The 22,874-nt window shown below is 73.3% G+C and carries 23 protein-coding genes; 13 read left to right on the forward strand and 10 right to left on the reverse strand.

Annotated features, from left to right (window positions below; translation table 11 throughout):
* Positions 1–28: 28 nt before the first annotated feature.
* From RH861_RS12060 to RH861_RS12080, 5 genes are all read right to left on the reverse strand, one after another.
* Positions 29–1,201, reverse strand: coding sequence for an NAD(P)/FAD-dependent oxidoreductase (locus RH861_RS12060; protein ID WP_310521169.1), 1,173 nt, complete (start codon positions 1,199–1,201; stop codon positions 29–31).
* 48 nt (positions 1,202–1,249) lie between these two features.
* Positions 1,250–2,314, reverse strand: a complete 1,065-nt coding sequence (locus tag RH861_RS12065) for a Gfo/Idh/MocA family protein (RefSeq protein ID WP_310521170.1) — start codon at positions 2,312–2,314, stop codon at positions 1,250–1,252.
* Positions 2,314–3,084 (reverse strand): amino acid ABC transporter ATP-binding protein, encoded by a 771-nt coding sequence (locus RH861_RS12070; protein ID WP_310521171.1) that lies wholly within the window; start codon positions 3,082–3,084, stop codon positions 2,314–2,316. The genes RH861_RS12065 and RH861_RS12070 overlap by 1 nt, the downstream gene beginning before the upstream one ends.
* Entirely contained in the window at positions 3,081–3,872 is a 792-nt protein-coding gene (locus RH861_RS12075) for an amino acid ABC transporter permease (protein ID WP_310521172.1), read from the reverse strand. The genes RH861_RS12070 and RH861_RS12075 overlap by 4 nt, the downstream gene beginning before the upstream one ends.
* Positions 3,873–3,956: 84 nt before the next feature.
* Complete coding sequence (locus RH861_RS12080) at positions 3,957–4,811, reverse strand: ABC transporter substrate-binding protein (protein ID WP_248599733.1); 855 nt, start codon at positions 4,809–4,811, stop codon at positions 3,957–3,959.
* Positions 4,812–5,014: 203 nt separating this feature from the next.
* On the opposite strand from RH861_RS12080, the gene RH861_RS12085 reads away from it, so the two are divergent.
* Positions 5,015–6,073 (forward strand): LacI family DNA-binding transcriptional regulator, encoded by a 1,059-nt coding sequence (locus RH861_RS12085; protein WP_310521173.1) that lies wholly within the window; start codon positions 5,015–5,017, stop codon positions 6,071–6,073.
* 12 nt (positions 6,074–6,085) lie between these two features.
* On the opposite strand, the gene RH861_RS12090 is transcribed toward RH861_RS12085, so the two are convergent.
* Positions 6,086–6,946: an NAD-dependent epimerase/dehydratase family protein gene (locus RH861_RS12090; protein ID WP_310521174.1), complete on the reverse strand. Its 861-nt coding sequence runs from the start codon at positions 6,944–6,946 to the stop codon at positions 6,086–6,088.
* A gap of 112 nt (positions 6,947–7,058) precedes the next feature.
* Between RH861_RS12090 and RH861_RS12095 the strand changes: the two genes are divergently transcribed.
* Positions 7,059–7,478 carry a hypothetical protein gene (locus RH861_RS12095; protein WP_310521175.1) on the forward strand — a complete coding sequence of 140 codons (420 nt, stop codon included), beginning with the start codon at positions 7,059–7,061 and terminating at the stop codon, positions 7,476–7,478.
* A 19-nt stretch (positions 7,479–7,497) separates the two neighbouring features.
* Here RH861_RS12095 and RH861_RS12100 read toward each other — a convergent pair whose 3' ends face one another.
* On the reverse strand, positions 7,498–8,025 hold the full coding sequence (locus RH861_RS12100; RefSeq protein ID WP_310521176.1) for a hypothetical protein: 528 nt from the start codon (positions 8,023–8,025) through the stop codon (positions 7,498–7,500).
* A gap of 86 nt (positions 8,026–8,111) precedes the next feature.
* Positions 8,112–9,068 (reverse strand): 5'-3' exonuclease, encoded by a 957-nt coding sequence (locus RH861_RS12105; protein WP_310521177.1) that lies wholly within the window; start codon positions 9,066–9,068, stop codon positions 8,112–8,114.
* A gap of 162 nt (positions 9,069–9,230) precedes the next feature.
* Here RH861_RS12105 and msrB point away from each other — a divergent pair, with 162 nt between their 5' ends.
* Genes msrB through RH861_RS12120 form a run of 3 tightly spaced genes read left to right on the forward strand, consistent with a single transcriptional unit; the run spans position 9,231 to position 11,377 of the window.
* Positions 9,231–9,728 (forward strand): peptide-methionine (R)-S-oxide reductase MsrB, encoded by a 498-nt coding sequence (msrB, locus tag RH861_RS12110; RefSeq protein ID WP_310521178.1) that lies wholly within the window; start codon positions 9,231–9,233, stop codon positions 9,726–9,728.
* Positions 9,725–10,270 carry a peptide-methionine (S)-S-oxide reductase MsrA gene (gene msrA, locus RH861_RS12115; protein WP_310521179.1) on the forward strand — a complete coding sequence of 182 codons (546 nt, stop codon included), beginning with the start codon at positions 9,725–9,727 and terminating at the stop codon, positions 10,268–10,270. Before msrB ends, msrA begins: the two co-directional genes overlap by 4 nt.
* 21 nt (positions 10,271–10,291) lie before the next feature.
* Positions 10,292–11,377: an FUSC family protein gene (locus RH861_RS12120; protein ID WP_310521180.1), complete on the forward strand. Its 1,086-nt coding sequence runs from the start codon at positions 10,292–10,294 to the stop codon at positions 11,375–11,377.
* A gap of 52 nt (positions 11,378–11,429) precedes the next feature.
* On the opposite strand, the gene RH861_RS12125 is transcribed toward RH861_RS12120, so the two are convergent.
* Entirely contained in the window at positions 11,430–11,651 is a 222-nt protein-coding gene (locus RH861_RS12125) for a hypothetical protein (protein WP_310521181.1), read from the reverse strand.
* Between the two features lie 147 nt (positions 11,652–11,798).
* Here RH861_RS12125 and RH861_RS12130 point away from each other — a divergent pair, with 147 nt between their 5' ends.
* From RH861_RS12130 to RH861_RS12155, 6 genes are all read left to right on the forward strand, one after another.
* Positions 11,799–14,708 carry an aminotransferase class III-fold pyridoxal phosphate-dependent enzyme gene (locus RH861_RS12130; protein WP_310521182.1) on the forward strand — a complete coding sequence of 970 codons (2,910 nt, stop codon included), beginning with the start codon at positions 11,799–11,801 and terminating at the stop codon, positions 14,706–14,708.
* Between the two features lie 54 nt (positions 14,709–14,762).
* The gene (locus tag RH861_RS12135; protein WP_310521183.1) at positions 14,763–15,971 is read left to right on the forward strand and encodes an adenylate/guanylate cyclase domain-containing protein; all 1,209 of its coding nucleotides are present in this window, start codon (positions 14,763–14,765) and stop codon (positions 15,969–15,971) included.
* Positions 15,972–16,105: 134 nt separating this feature from the next.
* On the forward strand, positions 16,106–17,332 hold the full coding sequence (locus RH861_RS12140) for a carboxylate-amine ligase (protein ID WP_310521184.1): 1,227 nt from the start codon (positions 16,106–16,108) through the stop codon (positions 17,330–17,332).
* Positions 17,333–17,413: 81 nt separating this feature from the next.
* The gene (locus RH861_RS12145; RefSeq protein ID WP_310521185.1) at positions 17,414–18,307 is read left to right on the forward strand and encodes a TspO-related membrane protein; all 894 of its coding nucleotides are present in this window, start codon (positions 17,414–17,416) and stop codon (positions 18,305–18,307) included.
* A gap of 108 nt (positions 18,308–18,415) precedes the next feature.
* Positions 18,416–19,102 (forward strand): alpha/beta hydrolase family protein, encoded by a 687-nt coding sequence (locus RH861_RS12150; protein ID WP_310521186.1) that lies wholly within the window; start codon positions 18,416–18,418, stop codon positions 19,100–19,102.
* 62 nt (positions 19,103–19,164) lie between these two features.
* Positions 19,165–19,578, forward strand: a complete 414-nt coding sequence (locus tag RH861_RS12155; protein ID WP_310521187.1) for a TM2 domain-containing protein — start codon at positions 19,165–19,167, stop codon at positions 19,576–19,578.
* 57 nt (positions 19,579–19,635) lie between these two features.
* Here the strand turns inward: RH861_RS12155 and RH861_RS12160 are convergent, their stop codons facing one another.
* On the reverse strand, positions 19,636–20,391 hold the full coding sequence (locus RH861_RS12160; RefSeq protein ID WP_310521188.1) for an SDR family NAD(P)-dependent oxidoreductase: 756 nt from the start codon (positions 20,389–20,391) through the stop codon (positions 19,636–19,638).
* A gap of 202 nt (positions 20,392–20,593) precedes the next feature.
* Here RH861_RS12160 and RH861_RS12165 point away from each other — a divergent pair, with 202 nt between their 5' ends.
* Entirely contained in the window at positions 20,594–22,159 is a 1,566-nt protein-coding gene (locus tag RH861_RS12165; protein ID WP_310521189.1) for a molybdopterin-dependent oxidoreductase, read from the forward strand.
* 227 nt (positions 22,160–22,386) lie between these two features.
* A complete protein-coding gene (locus RH861_RS12170) occupies positions 22,387–22,863 on the forward strand; it encodes a hypothetical protein (protein ID WP_310521190.1) in 477 nt (158 codons plus the stop codon).
* The last annotated feature ends 11 nt before the right edge of the window (positions 22,864–22,874 follow it).

The following is a 22,874-nucleotide window of genomic DNA, read 5'->3' on the forward strand; positions in this document are numbered from 1 at the left end:
CCCGTCGCACTCTGGGAACGGGACGCGGCTAGGCCGTGACGGGCGCCCACGCACCCGTGCCGACCGCCTCGGTCGCGTCGATCGCCGCGAACCGGTCGACGCGGAACGACGCGAGCACGGGCGACGGGGTTCCCGTCAGGATCTCCTCGGCGAGCAGTTCCCCGAGGATGAGGCCGAGCGTCGCGCCGGAGTGCGTGAACAGGGTGTAGAGGCCCGGGATGGCGGGGACCGCACCGGCGACCGGCTCGCCGTCGCCCGGGATCGGCTTGAGTCCCGCGCCGACGCGCTCCGCCGTGAGGCGCGGGTTGCCCGCGAGCACCTCGGAGGCCGCGTCGAGCAGGCCCTGCACGGCCTCATCGGGCACCGTGACGGTGCCGTCGTCGGCGACCGCGACGGACTTCTCGGCCCAGTCGGCGTCGAGCACGAGCCGGCCGTCGGGCGTGGGGCGCACGGCCACGCGGGGCGTGTTGAGCACGGTGCGCACCTCGACGGCGACCGGATCGGTGAACAGCACGAAGGCGGCCGGCGTGGCGTCCGGCACGGTGACGCCGAGGGCCGCGAGCTGCGCCGGCACGTCGCCGCCCGTGGCCAGCACGACCCGCTCGGCGGGCACCCGGGTGCCGTCGCCGAGGATCACGCCCGCCGCTGCGCCGTCCCGCACGTCGACGCGCACGTCACCGGCGCGCTCGACCACGGTGGCGCCGTCGGCGACGGCCTCCTCGACGAGTGCCGCGATGAGGTCGGGCAGGCTCACCCATCCCTCGCCGGCGTTGAAGATCGCGCCCTCCTCCGCGACCGAGGCCGGGTCGACGTCGGGCGCGACCGAGGCCACGTCGTCGCGCTCGACCCAGAGGGCGTCGTAGCCGCCCGCGCGCTCGAACGCGAAGGTCTGCCGCAGGCTCTCCCCCGGGCCCGCCCACTTCATCGCGCCGTCGAACCGCAGGTAGCTGCGGCTCTCCGGGTGACGGACGCTCCAGGTGCGGTACCGGTCGAGCGCCAGCAGGCGCAGGTAGTGGTAGGCCGGCGAGCGGTCGCCGGACGAGTTCAGCCAGGCGATGGAACGGCCCGACGCGCCGTCGGCCAGCGCACCGGCAGTGACGAGGGTGACCGGCGCGCCGGCCCGCGCGAGGTGCGCGGCCGTCGAGGCGCCGAGGATGCCGCCGCCGATGACGACGACGGGCTTCGGTTCGATTGCAGACATGGGTGGGGTTCCTTCCCAGGTGGTTCGGGTGATCGGTGCGTTGCGCGGTCAGGCGGTGACGGATGCCGCGGCGTGCGCCTGCTCGATGAGCTCGAGCACGGCGACCGCGTCGGCCGGGTCCACGGGCACGGGCGCGCCGTCGCGGATCGCGGCGGCGAGGAGGCGGTAGAACTCGCCGTAGTCCCCGCGATCGGTCGGGACGGGCCGGGCGGCGCCGTCGACGCCGAGCACGCCCCACCGCGCCCCCGGCGTCTCGCCGAAGCCGGGGTCGGTCGGCAGCGCGCCCGCGATGAGCGCGGGCTCCTGGCCGTCCAGGCCCCAGCTCGTGTACCCCGCGCGGGAGCCCAGGACGTGGAAGCGCGGGCCGAATACGGGCGCGACGGCGTTCATCCAGAGGTGCGACCGAACGCCCGACTCGTGTCGGAGCGCGACGAACACGTCGTCGTCGGCCGCAGCGCCGGGGCGCCGGCGATCGATCTCGGCGGTCAGCTCCGCGACCGGACCGAACAGCTGCACGGCCTGGTCGACGAGGTGCGTGCCGAGGTCGTAGAGGATGCCGCCGCCGTCGGCGGGCGTCGCCTCGGTCTTCCACGAGGCGGGCGGCTGCGGCTTCCACCACTCGAAGCGCGACTCGAACCGGCGCACCTCGCCGAGCGCGTCGGACTCCACGAGTCGACGCACCGTGCGGAAGTCGCCGTCCCACCGGCGGTTCTGGAACACCGTCAGCGTCCGGCCGAGCCGCGCCGCCTTCGCGATGAGCGCCCGGCCCTCGTCGGCGGTGACGGCGAACGGCTTGTCGACGACGACATCGAGGCCCGCATCGAGCGCCGCGTCGGCGAGCGCCGCGTGCGTGCCGCTCGGCGAGCCGATCACGACGAGGTCGAGCCGGTCGGCGGCCGCCCACAGGTCGTCGACCGTGGCGACGGTCGCCGCCGACGGATGCCGCGCCGCGGCGGCCGCGCGACGGGATCCGTCCCGCGTCACGATGACGTCGAGCGAGTACGCCGGATCGGCATCGAGGAACGGGGCGTGGAACACCCGCCCGCTGGTGCCGAAGCCGACGACGGCGGTGCGGATGGGGTCGCCGACGTGGGCGGATGCGGCATCCGTCATCACAGCACCTCGCTGAGGAAGCGGCGCAGGCGCGGGCTCTGCGGGCGGTCGAAGAGGTCATCGGGGTGGCCGTGCTCGACGACGCGACCCTCGTCCATGAACACGACCTGGTCGGCGACCCGGCGGGCGAAGCCCATCTCGTGGGTGACGACGAGCATGGTCATGCCGCGCTGGGCGAGCTGGGCCATGAGGCTCAGCACGCCCTTCACGAGCTCGGGGTCGAGCGCGCTGGTGGCCTCGTCGAAGAGCATGACCTCGGGCTCCATCGCGAGCGCCCGGGCGATGGCCACCCGCTGCTGCTGCCCGCCGGACAGGTCGCGCGGGCGGTGGTCGGCGCGCTCGGCCAGCCCGACCTCGGCGAGCCGCTCGTGCGCGATGCGGTTCGCCTCGGCCCGCGACATCCGCTTCACGTTGCGCAGGGCGAGCGCGACGTTCTCGAGCGCGGTGTGGTCGGGGAACAGGTTGAAGTGCTGGAACACCAGGCCGATCCGTCGCCGCACGACGTCGGGCTTCTGGCGCAGCACGCTCTCGCCCGCGAGGAGGACGTCGCCGCCGCTCGGCTCGTGCAGGCGGTTCACCCCGCGCAGCAGCGTCGACTTGCCCGAACCGGACGGGCCGATGATGCACGTGGTGGTGCCCGGCTCGACGGTGAGGCTCACGTCGCGGAGCACCTCGATGTCGCCGTAGGCCATGGTGAGCCCGCGCAGCTCGAGGCTGGAGCCGGTGTAGAGGTGCCCGTCGGTGATCGGCACCGGAGACGTGTACGTCATGTGTTGCTCCCGTAGGTGAGTGCGGTCGGCGGGGTCTGCTGCTCCTCGACCTCGTCGAGGCCGCTCTTGGGCGGCGCCGCCTTGCGTCGGCCGGTGCGGAACCGCTCGTCGAAGTGGTTCACGAGGTGCGTCAGCGGCACGGTGATCACGAGGTAGAAGAGGCCGGCCATCACGAGCGGCGACAGGTTGCCGGTGAGGACGGCGGCGTCCTGGCCGACCCGGAACAGCTCGCGCTCGGACACGAGCAGGCCCAGGAAGTAGACCAGGCTCGAGTCCTTCACGATCGCGATGAACTGGTTGACGAGCGCGGGCAGGACCCGGCGCACGCCCTGCGGCACGACCACGAGGCGCATGGCGCTGCCGTAGCTCATGCCGAGCGCGCGGCACGCCTCGAGCTGGCCGCGGTCGACGCTCTGGATGCCGGCGCGGAAGATCTCGCCGATGTACGCGCTCGCGATGAGGCTGAGGGCGAGGATGCCGAGCGGGTACGGCGACGGGCCGAAGATCTGCTGGCTCATCCGTGCGAAGCCCTGGCCGATGAGCAGGATGGTGAGGATCGCGGGCAGGCCGCGGAAGACGTCGGTGTAGATGCGGGCGGGCACGCGCAGCCAGCGCGAGCGCGAGATGCCCATGATCGCGACGATCATGCCGAGCACGACGCCGATGACGGTGGCCGCGATCGAGATGACGAGCGTGTTCACGAGGCCGACGCCGAGCAGCTGCGGGAACACCTGCCACATCGCGTCGAAGTCGAGGAAGGTGGCGACGAGGTTGTCGAGCCAGTCCATGATGTGCTCCGTTTGTTCGGGTGGTGGTCCGGTGCGGGCCGCGGGAGTGCTGCGGGCGGCCCGCACCGGGACGCGAGGCGAGGGCTACTCGCCCTGCTCGCTCGAGGGCAGGTACTGCTCGGGCATGGGCGAGCCCGGGAACCACTTCTGGTAGAGCTCCTTCCAGGTGCCGTCCTCCATGGCCTCGTGCAGGGCCTCGTTGAGGGCCTCCTGGAACTCGGGCTTGCCCTTGGCGATGGCGAAGCCGGCGGGGGCGTCGAACGACGGGATGTCGATGGCGTTCTCCAGGCCGTACTGCGCCGCGTACTCCTTGGCGGCCTCGTAGTCGAGGAAGTGCGCGTCGACCGCGCCGGAGTTCACCGCGGAGATCGCCGCGTTGTTGTCGGGGAAGCGGACGAGCTCGGTCTCGGTGAAGTTCTTGACCGCGTACGCCTCCTGCAGGGTGCCCTGCACGACGCCGAGACGCTTCCCGGCGAGGTCGTCCTCGTCGGCGATGTCGGCGTCGGGGCTCGCCATGACGGTGAGGTAGCCGGCCAGGTAGCCGTCGGAGAAGTCGACGGTCTGCTGGCGCTCCTCGGTGATGCCGATCGCGGCGACGCCGACGTCGAACTGCCCGTTGGCGACGGCGGCGAGCAGGCCCGAGAAGTCCTGGCCGGTGAACACGACGTCGTCGATGCCGATGCGGCCGGCGACGTCGGTGAACAGCTCGACGTCGAAGCCGGTGAACTCGCCGCTCTCGTCGGTGAAGGTGTAGGGCTTGGCGTCGCCGAGGCTCGCCACGCGGATCTGGCCGGGGGTGATGAGGCCGTACGGGTTGTCGTCGGCCGCGTCGGTCGCCTGGTCTCCCGCGGCGCCGCTGGCGCAGGCGGACAGGACGAGGGCGGTGGCCGCGGCGACGGCCGCGACGGCCGTGCGGCGGAGGAGGGTGCGCTGCTTCACGGTGCGTTCCTTCGGTTCGGAATGTGGGTGGTGGTGCTGGTCGGGTGGTGCTCGGGTGGTGCGGACGCGGGGCGGGCTGGTGCGGCCCGGCTCTTGTTGAGACCGGTCTCAATCGCGTAGATTGAGACCGGTCTCAATGCGTTTCCGGCACACTAACCGTCGCTCGAGACATCCGTCAACAACTTTTTCCGAGGAGTGCTCGAATGCCGGTGGATCCGCTGAACGGCCGCAGGGAGGTCACGGTCAGCGACGTCGCCGCCGCGGCCAAGGTGTCGAAGGCGACGGCGGCCCGCGTCCTCGGCGGCTACGGCGCCGCCAGCGAGGCCGTGCGCGACCGCGTCCAGGCCGCGGCCGAGCAGCTCGGCTACCACCCGAACGCCCTGGCCAAGACGATGACCACCGGCCGGTCCAACTCCATCGGCATCATCGTCGGCGACATCGAGAACCCGTTCTTCGCCCAGGCGACGCGAGGGGCGGCGGATGTCGCGAAGGCCGCCGGCTACGACCTGATCCTGCTGAACTCCGACGAGCACGCCGTCGCCGAGGAGAACGCGATCTCGGTGCTGCTGGCCAAGCGCGTCGACGGCATCCTCGTGGCGCCCGCCTCCACCACCGACCCGTCGAGCCTGCGGGAGGCGGTCGAGCGGGCCCGGCCGATGGTCCTGTTCGACCGCGTCGCCGACGGGCTCGACGTCGACACGGTCGTCGCCGACAACCTCGCGGGCGCGCGACGACTCGCCCAGCTGCTGCTCGACGCCGGACACCGCCGGATCGCGTTCGTGTCGACCATCGCGCACGCCGACGAGTACCGGGTCGGCGATCGACTCGGCTCGAGCTCGGTCGACGACCGCGTGCGCGGGTTCGTCGGGGCGCTCGCCGACGCGGGCGTCGACGATCCCGCGCGGTTCGTCCGCCTGAACGCGCGCGACGGCGTGCCGGCGGTCGTCCGTGCGCTCGTCGACGACGGCATCACCGCCATCGTCGCCTCCGACAGCCTCATCGCGCAGGCCGCCTTCCGGGAGCTCCGCACGTTGGGGCGCCGGATCCCCGACGACGTGTCGCTCGTCGCGTTCGACGACGCCGACTGGACCAGCCTGTCCGCCCCCGGCATCACCGTCATGGCCCAGCCCATCCACGAGATCGGCGCCGAGGCCGCGCGGCTGCTCATCCGGCGCATCGCCGGCGACGGCGCGCCGACCGAGCACGTGGTCCTGCCCCAGCGCCTCGTCGAACGCGAGTCCATCGCGCCGCCGCGGAGCTGAGGCCGGAAGTCGTCAGGCGTCGCGCCAGCCGTGCTGCGGTTCGAAGCCGAGCTCGGCCCGCGCCCGGTCGATCGCGAAGAGCGACTCGTGCTCGCCGAACTCCCGCCGCAGCTCGACGCCCGGGAAGAACTCCTCGATGAGCGCCGCCGTCGACCGCGACATGACGGTGTCGCGGTTCGCGATCACGTAGCTGCGGGCCCCGGTCACGTCGGCTTCGAGGGCGAGGCGAACGGATGCCGCGGCATCCCGCACGTCGATGTAGCCGAACGCGTTGAACAGCCGCGACTCGGGCGCCTCCTCGAACCCGGGGAACTCGCCGTAGCGGTCCGGGTCGATGACGTTCGAGAACCGCAGCGCGACGAACGGGATGCCGGACCAGTCCGAGATGTGCTCGGCCATGGTCTCGCCGAGCACCTTCGAGAGCGAGTAGGTCGTCGTCGGCCGCGGGTAGTGGTCCTCGTCGATGGGCAGGTAGGCCGGCGGGGCGTCCCGGGTGAAGTCGAGGCCCAGCGTCGTCTCGCTCGAGGCCCACACGACCCGCTCGACCCCGGCGCGTGCGGCGGCGAGGAAGACGTTCGAGTTCACCGCGTTGTTGACGTTCAGCGTGCGGGCGGGCGTGAAGATGGACGGCGCGGGGATCGCCGCGAGGTGCGCGACCGCGTCCACCCCGTCGATCACCTCGAACGCATCGCCGGCATCGGTCAGGTCGGCCTGCGTGTAGGTCAGGTCGGGCCGCGACCACCGCGCCGGCAGGAGCGGTGACGGCGCCACCACGTCGGTCGCGAGCACCTCGTAGCCGTGCTCGAGCAGGTCGGTCACGACCGCCCGCCCGGCGAGGCCCGACGCCCCGGTGACGCAGATCCGCTTGCCCATGCCGCTCCCCCTCGTCGCCGTCGCGCGACGGCCCCGCCCATTCTCAGGGCGGGGCCGGACCGCCGTCCACCCCCGCCGACCGATGGGTGCGGCGCCCGCGTACGATCGACCCATGAGCGAGCCGGCCGAGCAGGACCCGCGCGATCCGACCCCGTGGTGGCAGGACCAGACGGATGTCGGCGGACTCGGCATGGCCCGCCTGTTCGCCTGGGCCGCCCTCTTCATGGGCGTCGGCGCGCTCGGCATCGCCGTCTTCGCCCCGCTCGAGGGCGACGCGCTCCGCACGGTGTGGATCGCCGGCTTCGGGACCGTGGCGATCTGGGTCGCCGGCATGGCGGCGCCGCGGTACCGCCGGGAGGGCGTCCGGATCTCGTGGGCGGTGCCCGCCGCGATGGTGCTGGGCGGCCTCGCCATCCTCGTCGCGGCCTACGCGTTCGTCGTCATCGTCGCGGCATCCGGCGGGGTCGAGCTGCCCGCGCCCGAGCACTGGCTGCCGGCGTCGGCACCGGCGCGGCCCGGCGTCCCCACCTGATGCGAGCGGATGCCGCGGGTCAGGCTCCCCCGAGCGGTCGGTTGTAGTCGGCGATCGACTCGTCGGCGACGTCGCGCGCGATCGACCCGAACAGCTCCCACTGCGGCTCGCCCATGGTGCCGCCGACGATGCACTCGCTGCCCGCGACGTCGACGAGCTCCGGTTCCTGGCTCGGGTCCTCGACGTCCATGTAGACGTACCAGAGCCCGTCGTCGCGCTGCAGCACCGTCGCCGCGTCGAAGGGCGCGAACACCGTCCGGCCCGGGTCGCCGTAGAAGCGGCCGGTCTGGGCGCGGCAGAGCGCGTACGCGTCGATCGCCTCGAGCGAGCTGCCCGCGCCGCGGGCGGCGGGCTCCTCGGACGGCGGCGCGGTCTCGGTGGCGGGCGGCGTCGTCTCGGCGGGCTCGCTCGTCGTCGGCGGCGCGCTCGGCGTGGTGGTCGGGCCGGGGTCCCCGGGGGCGCACCCGGCCAGGAGGCCGGCGAGCGCGACCGCGCCGGCCAGGAGCGTGACGGCGGGCGCTGGTCCGATGCGAGTGGTCCGGTTCATCTCCGCAGGCTAACGGCGCCGCAGGGCGGTCGGCCCGAGGGCGCGCCCGCGCGCACCGGACCGGCCGGAGGCGCCGCGGCCGCCGTTCAGCTCGTGCGGTCGAGCGCGGCGAGCACGCGGGGCACCGCGCCGCCGAGGTTCCACTCGTCGGCGAGCGCGAGCAGCGCCTCACGGGGCCCGTCGGCCGGGGGCGCGAGGCGGGCGCCGGCCTCCTCGGCCGACGGGAGTTCGAGGTCGCGGACGACGTTCACGACCCGGGGCGCGACCGCGAGGTAGTCGTGGGCGCCCGCGAGCTTGGCGCGCATGGTGGCCGACATCCGCGGGGCGGCGTCCGCGACATCCGGATCGCCCGACGCCACCACGAGCATCGCGTCGAGGGAGCCGAAGTCGCCCAGGAGCCCGGCGGCCGTCTTCTCGCCGATGCCCGCGACGCCCGGGAGGCCGTCGGACGTGTCGCCGCGCAGCACCGCGAAGTCGGCGTACTGCGACGCCTCGATGCCGTACTTCGCGACGACCCACTCGCCGGTCACCAGCTCGAGCCGGCTCATGCCGCGCGCGGTGTAGATCACGCGGATCCCGCGCTCGTCGTCGACGAGCTGGAACAGGTCGCGGTCGCCCGTGACGACGTCGACCGGCATCGTCGCCTGCGTCGCCATCGTGCCGATGACGTCGTCGGCCTCGTGCTCGGCGACGCCCACCACCGGGATGCCGAGCAGGCCCAGCACCTCGCGGATCATCGGCACCTGCGCCTCGAGCGGGTCGGGCACCTCCTCGACGTCGGGCCCGCCCGCCACGACCTCCTCCACACGGTGCGCCTTGTAGCTCGGGATGAGGTCGACCCGCCACTGCGGCCGCCAGTCGTCGTCCCAGCAGGCGACGAGATGGGTCGGCTCGAAGTCGCTCGCGAGCTTCGCGATCATGTCGAGCAGCCCGCGCACCGCGTTCACGGGCGTGCCGTCGGCGCGCCGGATCGAGTCGGGCACGCCGTAGAACGCACGGAAGTACAGCGAAGCGGTGTCGAGCAGCATCAGACGATCGGCCATGGGGCGATCCTGTCACAGCGAACCCACAGCCAGGCGGGCCGGATCGCGGAACAGCCCGGCCCGCTCGACGGTTGTTCCGGATGACGCCACGACACCGCCCCGTGCAGTGTCGCGTTCGGGCGCCGCAGCCGGCGGCGACCATGGCGTCCAGGAGGAGGAACCGTGTCCCACGACTACCGCAGCACTCCCGAGGCGATCGCCCGCCTCACCCCCTTGCAGCGCAAGGTCACCCAGGACGACGCGACCGAGCCGGCGTTCCGCAACGAGTACTGGAACAACCACGATCCGGGGCTCTACGTCGACGTCGTGTCGGGGCAGCCGCTGTTCGCCAGCGTGCACAAGTACGACAGCCGCTCCGGCTGGCCGAGCTTCACCCGCCCGATCGACGACGGCGCCGTGACCGAGCACGTCGACCGCTCGCTGTTCATGAAGCGGGTCGAGGTCCGCTCGTCGGGCGCCGACAGCCACCTCGGCCACGTCTTCGACGACGGCCCCACCGAGGCCGGCGGCCTGCGCTACTGCATCAACTCCGCGGCGCTCCGCTTCGTCCACCTCGACGACCTCGAGGCCGAGGGCTACGGCGAGTACCGCCACCTGTTCGAGACGGCGGATGCCGCAGCATCCGCCCGCACCACCACCGAGAGCGAGGACCGCGCATGACCACCCCCGGCGCCATCACGACCCTGCCCGGAGCCGAGACCGCCGTCCTCGCGGGCGGCTGCTTCTGGGGCATGGAGGAGCTCATCCGCAAGATGCCCGGCGTGCTCGGCACGCGCGTGGGCTACTCGGGCGGCGACGTGCCGAACGCGACCTACCGCAACCACGGCTCGCACGCCGAGGCGATCGAGGTCGTGTTCGACCCCGCGAAGCTCAGCTACCGCGAGCTGCTGGAGTTCTTCTTCCAGATCCACGACCCGACCACGAAGAACCGCCAGGGCAACGACATCGGCACCAGCTACCGGTCGGCGATCTACCCCACGAGCGCCGAGCAGCACGACACGGCGATCGACACGATCGCGGATGTCGACGCGTCGGGCATCTGGCCCGGCCCGGTCGTGACCGAGGTCGCCCCGGCCGGCGCGTTCTGGGAGGCCGAGCCGGAGCACCAGGACTACCTGCAGCGCATCCCCTGGGGCTACACCTGCCACTTCGTGCGCCCGGACTGGAAGCTGCCGAAGCGCGACACGGCGCAGGCCGGGTGACGCCCCGCTAGCGTGGGGCGCATGCGGTTCTCGATGCGCGTCCCGGAACGGCTCCGCGTGTCGGAGCGGTTCCGGGCCACGAAGCGGTCACCGCTGCTCCAGGTCCTGAAGTCGGCGGTCGCGACGGTCGCCGCGTGGCTGGTCGCCGGGTGGCTGATCCCCGGCCCGCTGCCGGTGTTCGCCGCGATCGCCGCGCTGCTCGTCGTGCAGCCGAGCGTGAACCAGTCGCTCGGCAAGGCCGTCGAACGCAGCGTCGGCGTCATCGCGGGCGTCGTGATCGCGTCGGCGCTCGGCCTCGTCTTCGGACCCGCCGGGTGGGTGGTGCTCGTCGCGATCGTCGCCGCGATCCTCATCGCGTGGGCGCTGCGCATGACCACGGGTACGTCCAACCAGGTCGCGATCAGCGCGATGCTCGTGCTCGCGCTCGGCGGCACCTCCCCGGAGTACGCCCTCGACCGGGTCATCGAGACGCTCATCGGCGCCGCGATCGGCATCGTCGTGAACGTCCTCATCGTGCCGCCCGTGCTCGTGGCGCCGTCGCGCGACCACCTCGCCCGGCTCGGCGGCGAGCTCGCGGCATCCGTCGACCGTCTCGCGACGGCCCTCGAGACGCCGCAGCAGCCGGCCGACCTGAACGGCCTCATGATCGAGGCGCGGCTGATGCGCCCCATGCGCGACGCCGCGGATGCCGCCATCGCCGAGGCCGAGGAGTCCCTGACCCTCAACCCGCGGCGCTCGGCGCACCGCGGCGACCTCGCCGAGCAGCGCAAGCTGCTGAATCGGCTGAGCCCGATCGTCACCCAGGTCGTCGGCATGACGCGCGCCTTCGTCGACCACTACGACGACGGGCTGCACGAGGAGCCCACCGTGCGCGCGATCGCCGAGCAGCTCCGCCGTGCCGCGCACGACGTGCGGCTGGCGGTGCACCTCGCCGACGTGGAGCCGCAGCCGCTCACCTCGGCCGTGCCGGCGCTCACGTCGCCGCTCGTGATCTCGCCGCCCAAGTCCGACCACTGGATCCTCGTCGGCTCGCTCATGGAGGACCTGCGTCGCATCCGCGAGGAACTCCTCGAGGACGAGGTCTCGCCCGACGCCGCCGGGTTCTGACGGTTCGGCCACCCTCACCGGACGTCGGGGAGAGCCGGAATCGGCCTGGGGGTCAGCTGAGCAGGTCGCGGATCGACTCGCCCCACTCGAAGCCGCAGTCGCGGCAGTCGAAGATCGGGTCGTCGGCGTGGGCGCCGGCGGACGGGGCGTCCGTCGCCTCGACCTCGAAGTCGAGGGGGCCGTACACGATCACGCGCACCGCGGCGGAGCCGCAGCGGAGGCAGGGCTCGTCGAGCACGTCGGGCTCGAGCGTCGGATGCGTCTGGTTCGTCATGGCCATCACGGTAGGTGAGCCCTCCGACATCCGGTGGATCCGGCCCGCGCGTCGCCCGCACGGCGGACGGACGGTCGGCACCTCGACACGGCGGCGGTCGGCCGGGGCATCCGCGGTGGCTAGGGTCGAGGCGGAAAGGGGTGCGCCATGACGGGAACGGTGCGCGCGAGCGGCTTCGACTTCTTCTCGGCCGGCGAGCTGCCGGCTCCGAACCTCCCCGCGGCGGAGGTCGCCGCCATCGTGCGCGAGCACTGGGGACTCGACGTCGCCCTCGAGCCGCTCGGCAGCCAGCAGGACCAGAACTTCCTCGCCACCGCGGGCGGCACGCCGGTCGGCGTCGTGAAGATCACGAACCCGGCGTTCACCGCGGCCGAGCTCGACGCGCAGGACCACGCCGCCTCCCGCATCGCCGCCGCGGCGCCGCAGCTGCGCATCGCCACGACCACGCGCGCCGGCGACGGCACCCCTCGCTCGGTCGTCGCCGAGACCGGCGAGGGCCCGCTCGCGATCCGCCTGCTCGAGTACCTGCCCGGCGGCACCCTCACCGGCGGCGCGCACCTCTCCCCCGCGGTCGTCGCCCGCATTGGCGAGCTCGCGGGGCACGCCAGCCTCGCGCTCGCCGGCTTCGAGCACCCCGGCCTCGACCGGGTGCTGCAGTGGGACCTCCGCCACGCCGACCGCGTCGTCGACCTGCTCGCGCACTACCACCCCGACGAGGCCAAGCGGGCGATGGTGACGGATGCCGCGGCGCGCGCCTGGGCCGACGTGCAGGCCGTCGCCGCCGACCTCCCCGTGCAGGCCGTGCACCTCGACCTGACCGACGACAACGTCGTCTGCACGACCGAGCGCGGCATCCGCATGCCCGACGGGATGATCGACTTCGGCGACGTCACGGCGAGCTGGGCCGTGTCGGAGCTCGCGATCACGATCTCGTCGGTGCTGCACCACGCCGGTGCCGAGCCCGCGTCGGTGCTGCCGGCGGTGCGCGCCTTCCACGGCCTGCGACCGCTGTCGCCCGTCGAGGTGGCCGCGCTCTGGCCGCTCGTCGTGCTGCGCGGTGCCGTGCTCGTCGTCAGCGGCGAACAGCAGGTGCAGATCGACGGCGGCGCGAACGCGTACGCCGCGGCGGGCGTCGAGCGCGAATGGCGCATGTTCGAGCAGGCGACGTCGGTGCCGTCCGAGGTGATGACCGGTGTGATCGCCGACGCGCTCGGCGTGCCGCTCGGTGGTCGAGCAGGCGCGCCGAAGGCGCACCGTATCGAGACCTCCCCCGGGTTCGACCCCGCCCGCGCCGCGCGCCTCGACGTGTCGATCACCTCGGACGACGTCGATGCGGGCGCCTGGCTCGACCCCGAGCTCGAGGATCGGCTCGCACTCCGCGCGCTCGACGCCGGAGCCTCCGTGGCCTGGCTCGAGCGCGGCACCCCGCGCCTCTCGGCGAGCCGCATCCGCTCGGCCGGGTCGACCGCCACGGTCCCGACCGGCGTCGACGTCTGGTTCGCCGAGGCGCAGCACCTCCAGTCGGTCGGCGACGACGCCCGCCTCGTGATCGAGACGACGGATGGCGCGACGATCCTCGACGGCACCGTGCCGTCGCGACAGCGCGCCCGGATCCGGCTCGAAATGCCGGACGCGCCGCGGGTGCCGCACCTCGTCCGCCCGGAGTACGCGCCGGGGTGGCTCGCGCTCACCGAGGATCCGGCGGCGGCGATGGGCCTCGAGGACGCGGGCCCCGGTACGCCGGTGCGCGGCTACTCGACCACCGGAGGCGCCGACGCGTCCGAGCTGGTCGCCCGTCGCGAGCGCGCCTTCGCCGAGGTGCAGGAGCACTACTACGCCGCCCCGCCGCGCATCGAGCGCGGTTGGCGCGAGCACCTCGTCGGCACCGACGGCCGCGTCTACCTCGACATGGTGAACAACGTGACGCCGCTCGGGCACGGACATCCCGGGCTCGCGGCCGCCGTCGCGAAGCAGCTCCGCACGCTCAACACGAACTCGCGCTTCAACTACGGCGCCGTCGTGGAGTTCTCCGAGCGGCTCGCCGCGCTCGCACCCGACCCGCTCGACACGGTGTTCCTCGTGAACTCGGGCTCGGAGGCGACCGACCTCGCGATCCGCGTCGCCATGGCGGCGACCGGCCGTCGCGACATCGTGTCGCTCCTCGAGGCCTACCACGGCTGGACCTACGCGTCCGACGCCGTCAGCACATCCGTCGCCGACAACCCGAACGCGCTCGCGACCCGGCCCGACTGGGTGCACCCGATCGACGCGCCGAACCCGTTCCGCGGCGTGCACCGGGGGGCGGATGCCGCGCGCTACGCGCCCGAGGCCGCCGACCGCATCCGCGGGCTCGCGGCATCCGGTCGCCCGCCCGCCGGGTTCATCGCCGAGACCTTCTCCGGCAACGCCGGCGGCATCCCGCTGCCCGACGGGTACCTCACCGAGGTCTACGCGGCCGTGCGCGAGGTCGGCGGGCTCGCGATCGCCGACGAGGTGCAGGCCGGATACGGCCGGCTCGGGAACTGGTTCTGGGGCTTCGAGCAGCAGGGCGTGGTGCCGGACGTCATCGCGGTCGCGAAGGCCGCCGGCAACGGGTACCCGCTCGGAGCGGTCATCACGACGCGCGAGATCGCGGCGCGGTACCGCACCCAGGGGTACTTCTTCTCGTCGACGGGCGGCAGCCCCGCGTCGAGCGTCGCGGGACTCACCGTGCTCGACGCGTTCCGCGACGAGCGGCTGCAGCAGAACGCCGCCGAGACCGGCGCCTACCTGAAGGGCCGCCTCGAGGCGCTCGCGGAGCGGCATCCGCTCATCGGGATCGTGCACGGACTCGGGCTGTACCTCGGCGTCGAGTTCGTCCGCGATCGGGCGACGCTCGAGCCCGCGACCGAGGAGACGGCGGCGATCTGCGACCGGCTCCTGGCCCTCGGCGTGATCATGCAGCCCACCGGCGACCACCAGAACGTGCTCAAGGTCAAGCCGCCGCTCATCGTCACGCGCGAGAGCGCCGACTTCTTCGTCGACATGCTCGATCGGGTGCTGACCGAGGGCTGGTAGCCGGGCCACGCGAGGCACTGTCCACCGCGCCCGACGAGGGCTACGCTCGGCCTCGTGGACGGAACGGGCGGCCGGTACCCGCTCGACGAGCTCGTGTCCCGATCGGGGGTCGACCGCGCGTTCGTCGAACGGCTCGTCGCGCTCGGACTCGTGACGCCCGACCCCGACGACCGCTTCGGCGGCGGCGACGTGCAGCGCGTGCGCCTCATCGAGGCGTGCGACCGCGCGGGCATCGGGGTCGAGGTGGTCTCGGCCGCCGCGGCATCCGGTCACCTCAGCCTCGACTTCCTCGACGGCCCCCAGTACCGGTGGTCCGAGCTGTGCGAGGAGACCTTCGACGAGCTCGCCGAACGCCTGGGGATCCCCTTCGACGTGATCCAGCGCATCGGCGCGGTGCTCGTCAACCGGCACGTCTCGCCCGAGGACCGGACGCGGGCGGACGACGACGCGCTCTACACGCCGACGGGCATGGTCGCGGCCTGGGCCGACCTCGACGCCGTGATGCGCATCGGGCGGGTCTACGTCGACGCGCTCCGCCGGGTCGCGGATGCCGAGGCCGAACTGTTCCAGACCCACCTCGTGGGCGGGCTCATGCAGACCGGGCTCACCTACGGCGAGGCGCTCGAACGCTCGACGTGGCTCGCCGCCCGGATGACGCCCCACATGGATCGGATGCTCCTCGCCGTGTACCACCGCCAGCAGGAGCGCGGCTGGACCGAGGGCATCGTCGAGGGGATCGAGCGCGCCGTGGAGGCGTCGGGCGCGCACGCGGGACCCGCGCGACCGCCGGCGTTCGCGTTCATCGACCTCGCGGGATACACCGCCATCACCGACCAGCAGGGCGACGCCGAGGCCGCACGCCTCGCCCGGGAGCTGAGCTCGATGGTCGACCGCATCGTCGCCGACCACGCCGGCACCCCGGTCAAGTGGCTGGGCGACGGCGTGATGGTGCACTTCCGCGACCCGGGGGACGCCGTGCGCGCCACAGTCGAGATGGTGTCCGCGGCCCCGGTCATCGGGCTGCCCGCCCATGCGGGGATCGCCGCCGGCCCCGTGGTGACGCAGGACGGCGACTACTTCGGCCGCGCCGTGAACCTGGCCTCGCGCATCTCGGGAGCCGCCGCCGCCGGTCAGACGCTCGTCACCGGCTCGGTGGTCGACCTGGCCGATGATCCGTCACTGGCGTTCCGCGAGGTCGGACCGATCGAACTCAAGGGGTTCGCCGATCGCGTGCCCGTCTTCGAGGCGGCGCCCGCCGGGTGACTTCGGGACGGATGCCCCCGCCCGAATGCATGGACGACGGCTCTCGGGAAGGGCCTTGACAGCCGCTCGCCTCCCATCGGAACCTGCCACCACGTGCGACGGGGTCCGGACCGCCCCGCGCGAGGGGGGCGGCGATGACCACGTTCGGCATCGAGGAGGAGTTCTTCTTCCTCACTCCTGACCGGATGCTTCCCGCCGACATGGCGGAGGACGTCTACGGGCGACTCTCCGAGGATCCGACCTGGGCGCCGCTCGTGCACCGGGAGTTCCTCGCCTCGCAGATCGAGCACGCCAGCGCGGTGTTCACCGACCTCGGCGACGCCGCCGAAGGGCTCCTCGGCTTCCGGCGCGAGATCGACGCCGACGCCGGACGCCACGGCGTGAGCGTCGCGAGCATCGGCACGACGCCGGACGCGCAGGCCTTTCCGACGATCGCCGACGTCGACCGCTACCACCGGGTGGTGCGCGACATGGCCGGGGTGATCGCCGACCACCAGATGTGCGGGCTGCACGTGCACGTCGGCATCCCCAGCCGCGAGCACGGCGTCGCCGCGATGAACGCCGCGCGGCCGTGGTTGCCGCTGCTCACCGCGATGTCGGGCAACTCGCCGCTGTGGCGGGGGCACGACACCGGCTACGAGAGCTGGCGCACGGTGCAGCTGCGTCGCTGGACGACCGCCGGCTGTCCGCCGCGCTTCGCGGATGCCGCGGACTACGACCGCCGCATCCACCAGCTCGTCGGCGTCGGCGGCGTGACCGATGTGGCCCTCATCGCCTGGAACGTGCGGCTCTCGGAACACGCGCCGACGATCGAGTTCCGCATGTCCGACGCGCAGCTCACCACCGACGACACGCTGCTCGTCACCGCCCTGTGCCGCGCGCTCGTGCTGCGCGCCATCGACGACGTCGAACGGGACGGCCTCGCCTCCGCCGCCCGCGTGCGGCCCGTTCGACCCGTTCGGCCGGCAGGCGAACCCGACCTCGACGTGCCGCCCGAGCTGCTCAGTGCGGCCATGGTGCACTCCGCGCACACCGGCCTGTCGGACACGGCGTTCGACCCGGTGAGCGGATGCCTCGTGCCCGCGGTCGACCTGGTGCGTCGCCTCGAACGCCACCTCGCCGAGCCCCTCGAGCGCATGGGCGACCGCGAGATCGTGCACGAGCTGATCGACCGGCTGCTGCGCGACGGCACGGGCGCGGCGCGGCAGGTCGCCGCGTGGCGTCGCAACGGCATCGCCGGGCTCCGTCGGCTGTACGCGTCGACGATCACCGCACCCTCGATCACGCGGTCGACCGCCGCGGTGGGCGGCGGCCGGGGACCCGCGCCCGACGTGGAGCGGCTCGCGGGCGGCATCCGCTGATTCAACCGAACGGTTGAGGCGTCGCGTCGTGCGGCGTGCCTACGGTGGAGCCAGCCAGGAGGTCGACCACGAGGAGATCCGATGAGCACGACCCGAGACGCCACGACCGACACCGCCCGCCGCACCGAGACGAGACCCGCCGGGCCCGCCGACACCGTCCGGCAGGTGGTCGTGCTCGTCACGAGCGTGCTCGCCATCGTCGCGGCGTTCATCGGTTCGGGCGCGTTCGTGGGCACGCCCATCCAGCAGGCGGCGGGCGGATGGCTCGACGCCGACTCCACGCTCATCGCCCCCGGCCGCCCGGCGTTCTCGATCTGGAGCGTGATCTACACGGGCATGCTCGCCTACGCGATCTGGCAACTGCTGCCCGCGCAGCGCACCGACGCCCGGCACCGCCGGATCGGGTACGCGGTCGTCGCGTCCCTCGTGCTCAACGCGCTGTGGATCGGCGTCGTGCAGCTCGACCTGCTCGGGATGAGCCTGCCGGTCATCGTCGTGCTGCTGGCCGTGCTCGCGTGGCTCTTCGTGCAGCTGCGACGGATGCCGCCGAAGAACCTCGTCGACACCATCGTCACCGACGGGTCGATCGGGCTCTACCTCGGCTGGGTCGTGGTCGCCACCGCGGCGAACGCGACCGCCGTGCTCGCCGCCGCCGACTTCTCCGGATGGGGCCTGCCCCACGAGACGTGGGCCGTGATCGTGATCGCCGCAGCGGCCGCCGTCGGCGTCGGCCTCGCGGTGTGGGGCCGCGGGCGCATCGCGCCGATGCTGTCGCTGTGCTGGGGGCTGTCGTGGGTCGCGGTCGCGCGACTCACCGACCAACCGGAATCGACGACCACGGGCATCGCCGCCGTCGTCGCCGTGGTCGTGGTCGTCCTCGCGACGCTCGGCGCCCGGTTCCTGGCGATGCGAGCCGGTCCCGCGGGCGATGCCGGCCGCACCGATTCCTCCGTCGCGGAGGGCGCGACGACCTGACCCCGGGGGACGCTGCGCGGGGGCGCAGCACGAGGAGCCGGGGCGTGGTTCGGGTCGCCCCGGCTCCGTCGTGTCCGCGGACGGCGCTGCCTCGGGCACCATGGGGTGATGCGCCCGCATGAACGGCTCCTCCGCGTCGAGGTCGGCGAGGACCTCGGCAGTGTCTCGGCGGTACTCCTGCGCCCCGACGGGTCGAGCGCGACCGTGGTCGTCGCGCACGGCGCGGGCGCCGGGCGGGAGCATCCGTTCATCACCGGGTTCTGCCGGGCGCTCGCCGACCTCGGCGTCGCGACCCTGCGCTTCGACTTCCCGTATCGCGAGGCGGGGCGCCGGTTCCCCGACCGCCCGCCGGCGGCGATCGCGACGTGGCGCGCTGCGGCGGCGGTCGCCGCCGCCCACGCGCGCGACGGGGAGCCGGTGTGGGCGGCGGGCAAGTCGTACGGCGGGCGGATGGCGTCGATGGCCGTCGCCGAGGGGATGCCCGCCGCCGGGCTGGTGTTCCTCGGCTACCCGTTGCACGCACCCGGAAAGCCCGACAAGCCGCGCGACGAGCACTTCGCCGCGCTCGCCGGCGTCCCGATGCTGTTCCTGCAGGGCCGCAACGACCCGTTCGCGATCCCGAACGAGCAGCTCGACGAGCTGGTCCGCCGGATCGGCGAGCCGGCCGTGCTCGACTGGATCGAGGGCGGCAACCACTCGTTCGAGGTGAAGGGCGCGCGTCGCCCGCCCGCCGAGGTCGGCGCGGGCCTGGCTCCGCGCGTCGCCTCGTTCGTCGCAGCGCACGCGACCGGCTGAGGGGACCTTCGGCCCCGCTGCGCTGCCCGTGCTGCGGCAGCATCGTCCGCAGGAGGTGCGCCATGACCGCTGACCCGTCCGGGACGTCCGGATACGTGAATCCGCAGGTCGCCCGCGCGGCCGCCGAGAGCAGTTCCTCGCGTTCGTTCATCGCGACGTGGCTGTTCGCGTGGCTCCTGGGGGTGCTCGGCGTGGACCGCTTCTACCTGGGCAAGGTGGGCACCGGCATCCTGAAGCTGCTCACGATCGGCGGCTTCGGCATCTGGTGGCTCGTCGACCTGGTCCTGACGCTCACGAACTCGCAGAGGGACGGCGACGGACGTCGGGTGATGGGCACCCGGCAGGAGCAGATGATCGCGTGGATCGTCACCGCCGTCGGCGTGCTGCTCGGCTGGGTGATGGGCGCGGTCACGCAGGGCTTCGCGGTGCTCGTCGACGACGTGCTCCCGGCCATGCCGTGGTGGCCGGCGGGCTGATCGCTCTGCGGCGGGCAGTCCGCGCGGGCGCGGTGGTTCCGCCGCGCCCGCGCGAATTCAGACGGCCGTGTACCCGCCGTCGACGAGGTGGTAGCTGCCGGTGATGAAGCTCGCGGCATCGCTCGCGAGGAACGCGACGAGCGCCGCGACCTCTTCGGGCTGCCCGAGCCGGCCGATCGGGTGCTTGCCGACGAGGAACTCCTGCGTCGCCTCGTCGAGGTTCGCGTCGATGAGCGGCGTCTTGATGAACGCGGGTCCGACCGAGTTCACGCGCACGCCCTGCGTGGCGTACTCGAGCGCCGCGTTCTTCGTCAGGCCGACCAGGCCGTGCTTCGCGCTGACGTAGGCGGACGAGCTCGCGAATCCGACGCTGCCGAGGATCGAGGCGATGTTCACGACGGCGCCGCCGCCGTTCTCGACGATGGCGGGAAGCTGGGCGCGCATGCCGTGGAACACGGAGCTGAGGTTGACGGCGATGACCTTGTCCCAACCGTCGACGGGGTACTCGCCGATCGGCGCGGCCGGCCCGCCGATGCCCGCGTTGTTCACCGCGATGCGCAGCGGCGCGAGCGCATTCGCGGCGTGGATGGACGCCTCGATCCACGTCGGGTCGGTGACGTCGCCGACGGAGGCCTCCGCATCGCCGCCGGCCGTGCGGATCTCGTCGACGACCGCATCGGCATGGTCGCCGTTCATGTCGTTCACGAGCACGGATGCTCCGTTGGCGGCGAGCAGCAGCGCGACCGCTCGGCCGATGCCGCTGCCTCCTCCGGTCACGATCGCCGAACGGTCGGCCACGTCGTACTGGGCCATGAGTCGTCTCCTGTCGATTCGAGGTGGGGTGACGGATGCCACCGGCATCCGTCGTCGCACCCTCACGCTAGGCGCGACGGCGCCGACCCGACAGGGCCTTGCGACCCCCGGCGGATCGCGCACTCCTCGGAACTCCTTACGGTCTGGTGACGCTTCGGCCGCCGGAGCCCGGTGGGCCCGGACGCGGACGTAGCCTGAGGCCATGCCCGCGCCGAGCCGCCGACCGATGCCCGCCTGGGCGCTGCCCGCCGTCGCGGGCATCGCCTCGGCGGCGGTCGGCGCGGGGGTGGGCGAACTCGCCGCCGCGGTGATCGCGCCGGCCGCGTCGCCGTTCGCCTCGATCGGGTCGCTGCTCATCGACCTCGCGCCCCCCTGGGCGAAGGATGCCGCGATCGCGCTGTTCGGCACGGGCGACAAGCTCGCGCTGCTCATCGGCATCGGTGTCGTGCTCGCGGCGCTCGGCGCGTTCGCGGGCGTGCTCGAGGTGCGGCATCCGCGCTGGGGACGTGGGCTCTTCGCGTTCGCCGGCGTGTTCGGCGCGCTCGCGGCCGCCACGCGCGCGAATGCGTCGATGCTCGCGATCCTGCCTGCGGCGCTCGGCGCGATCGCGGCCATGGCGGCGCTCACCCTGCTGCTGCGTCTTCTGCCGGCGACGGGTGCCGCGCCGCAGGCCGCCGACGTCGCTCCGGCTCCCGCCGCGCTCGATCGCCGGCGATTCCTCGCGTGGGCCGGCGGCGCGGCCGCGGTCGGCGTGCTCGCCGCGATCGGCGCCACCGTGCTCACCGCGGGGTCGCGCGCGGTCGTCGCGGTGCGCGACGCGCTGCGGCTGCCCGCGCCCGTGCGCCGCGCCGCGGTGCCGGCATCCGCTGAGCTCGGGATCGACGGCCTCGCGCCCGTGATCACGCCGAACCGCGACTTCTACCGCATCGACACGGCGCTGAACGTGCCGCAGGTCGACCCGGCGGACTGGCGGCTGCGCATCCACGGCATGGTCGACCGCGAGGTCGAGCTCACGTGGGACGACCTGCTCGCCCTGCCCCTGTCGGAGAGCATCACCACCCTCGCGTGCGTGTCGAACGAGGTCGGCGGCGACCTGATCGGCACGGCCGTGTGGCTCGGGTACCCGATCCGAGAACTGCTCGCCGAGGCGCGTCCGTCCGCCGACGCCGACATGGTGCTCTCGCGCAGCATCGACGGGTTCACCGCCTCGACGCCGCTCGAGGCCCTCACCGACCCCGGCCGCGAGTCGATCCTCGCCGTGGGCATGAACGGCGAGCCGCTGCCGCTCGAGCACGGCTTCCCGGTCCGGATGGTGGTGCCGGGCCTGTACGGCTACGTCTCGGCGACGAAGTGGGTGGTCGACCTCGAGGTGACGCGGTTCGACCGCGACCGCGCCTACTGGTCGGACCGCGGCTGGAGCGAGCGCGGCCCCGTCAAGCTGTCGTCGCGCATCGACGTGCCGCGGCAGGGGCAGACCGTCGACGCCGGCCGCGTCGTGGTCGCGGGGGTCGCGTGGCACCAGCACACCGGGATCGCCGCGGTCGACGTGCAGGTCGACGACGGCGACTGGCAGCCCGCGACCCTCGCCACGGCCGTCTCGGCCGACACCTGGGTCCAGTGGCGCTTCGAGTGGGATGCCGCGTCCGGCCCCCACACCCTCCGCGTCCGCGCCAACTCGGCGGACGGCGAGGTGCAGACCGCCGAGGTCGCCCCGGTCGCGCCGGACGGCGCCACCGGACTGCACGAGCGCCGCGTCGAGGTGCGCTGACCCGGCCTCCCGCGCCGAGCCGCCGACCCGTCCTCCCCTATCGGTCCCGCGCCCGGCTTTCCCCGGGTCGTGCCCTCGTCCGAGGCGCGTGCCCGATCGGATGCGAGCGTTCCTCTCGCGGGGACGCGGTACTTCGGTACTTCGGTACCGAAGTGCGACGAGAAACGATGCTTCGCGGAGCCGCCATCCCACGCCCCCCACCCGCTCGCCCACTCCCGAGGACCCCTGTGACCGAGAAGCCGATCAAGGTCGACCAGGCGACGGATCGCGTCGTCACCGAACTGGCGTTCTTCCTCCGCTGCACGAAGAAGTCCATCGTCGCGGCCGCCGTCGCCGAGTACGCGGCCAAGGCGGACTCCGTTCGAGCCGCCATGGCGGCCGGCCCCGAGCGTCCCACCATGCTCGAGCTCGCACCGCTCGACCGGCTCGCGCTACGCCGTGGCGAACTCATCCGCGCGTTCGCCGCCCGGAACGCCACCGGGATCCGCGTCGCGGAACTCGAACCGGAGTCGATGGGCGCCTCCGACCTCGTCCTGCTGGCCGAGACGGATCCCCTGATGAGCGGGGCAGGGGAAGCGATGCGGCTCTCGCGGATCGCGTCCGACCTGCTCCACGTCCACGTCGAGGTGCTGTGCCTCAGGACGATGCGCCGGTTCGCGCCGGCGTCCCGCCGGACGGCCCTCGAACTGTCGCGCCCGCTGTGACGCGAGACGCG

Origin of the sequence: Agromyces indicus (genome assembly GCF_031432295.1) — a bacterium.
GTDB classification, from domain to species: Bacteria; Actinomycetota; Actinomycetes; order Actinomycetales; family Microbacteriaceae; genus Agromyces; species Agromyces indicus.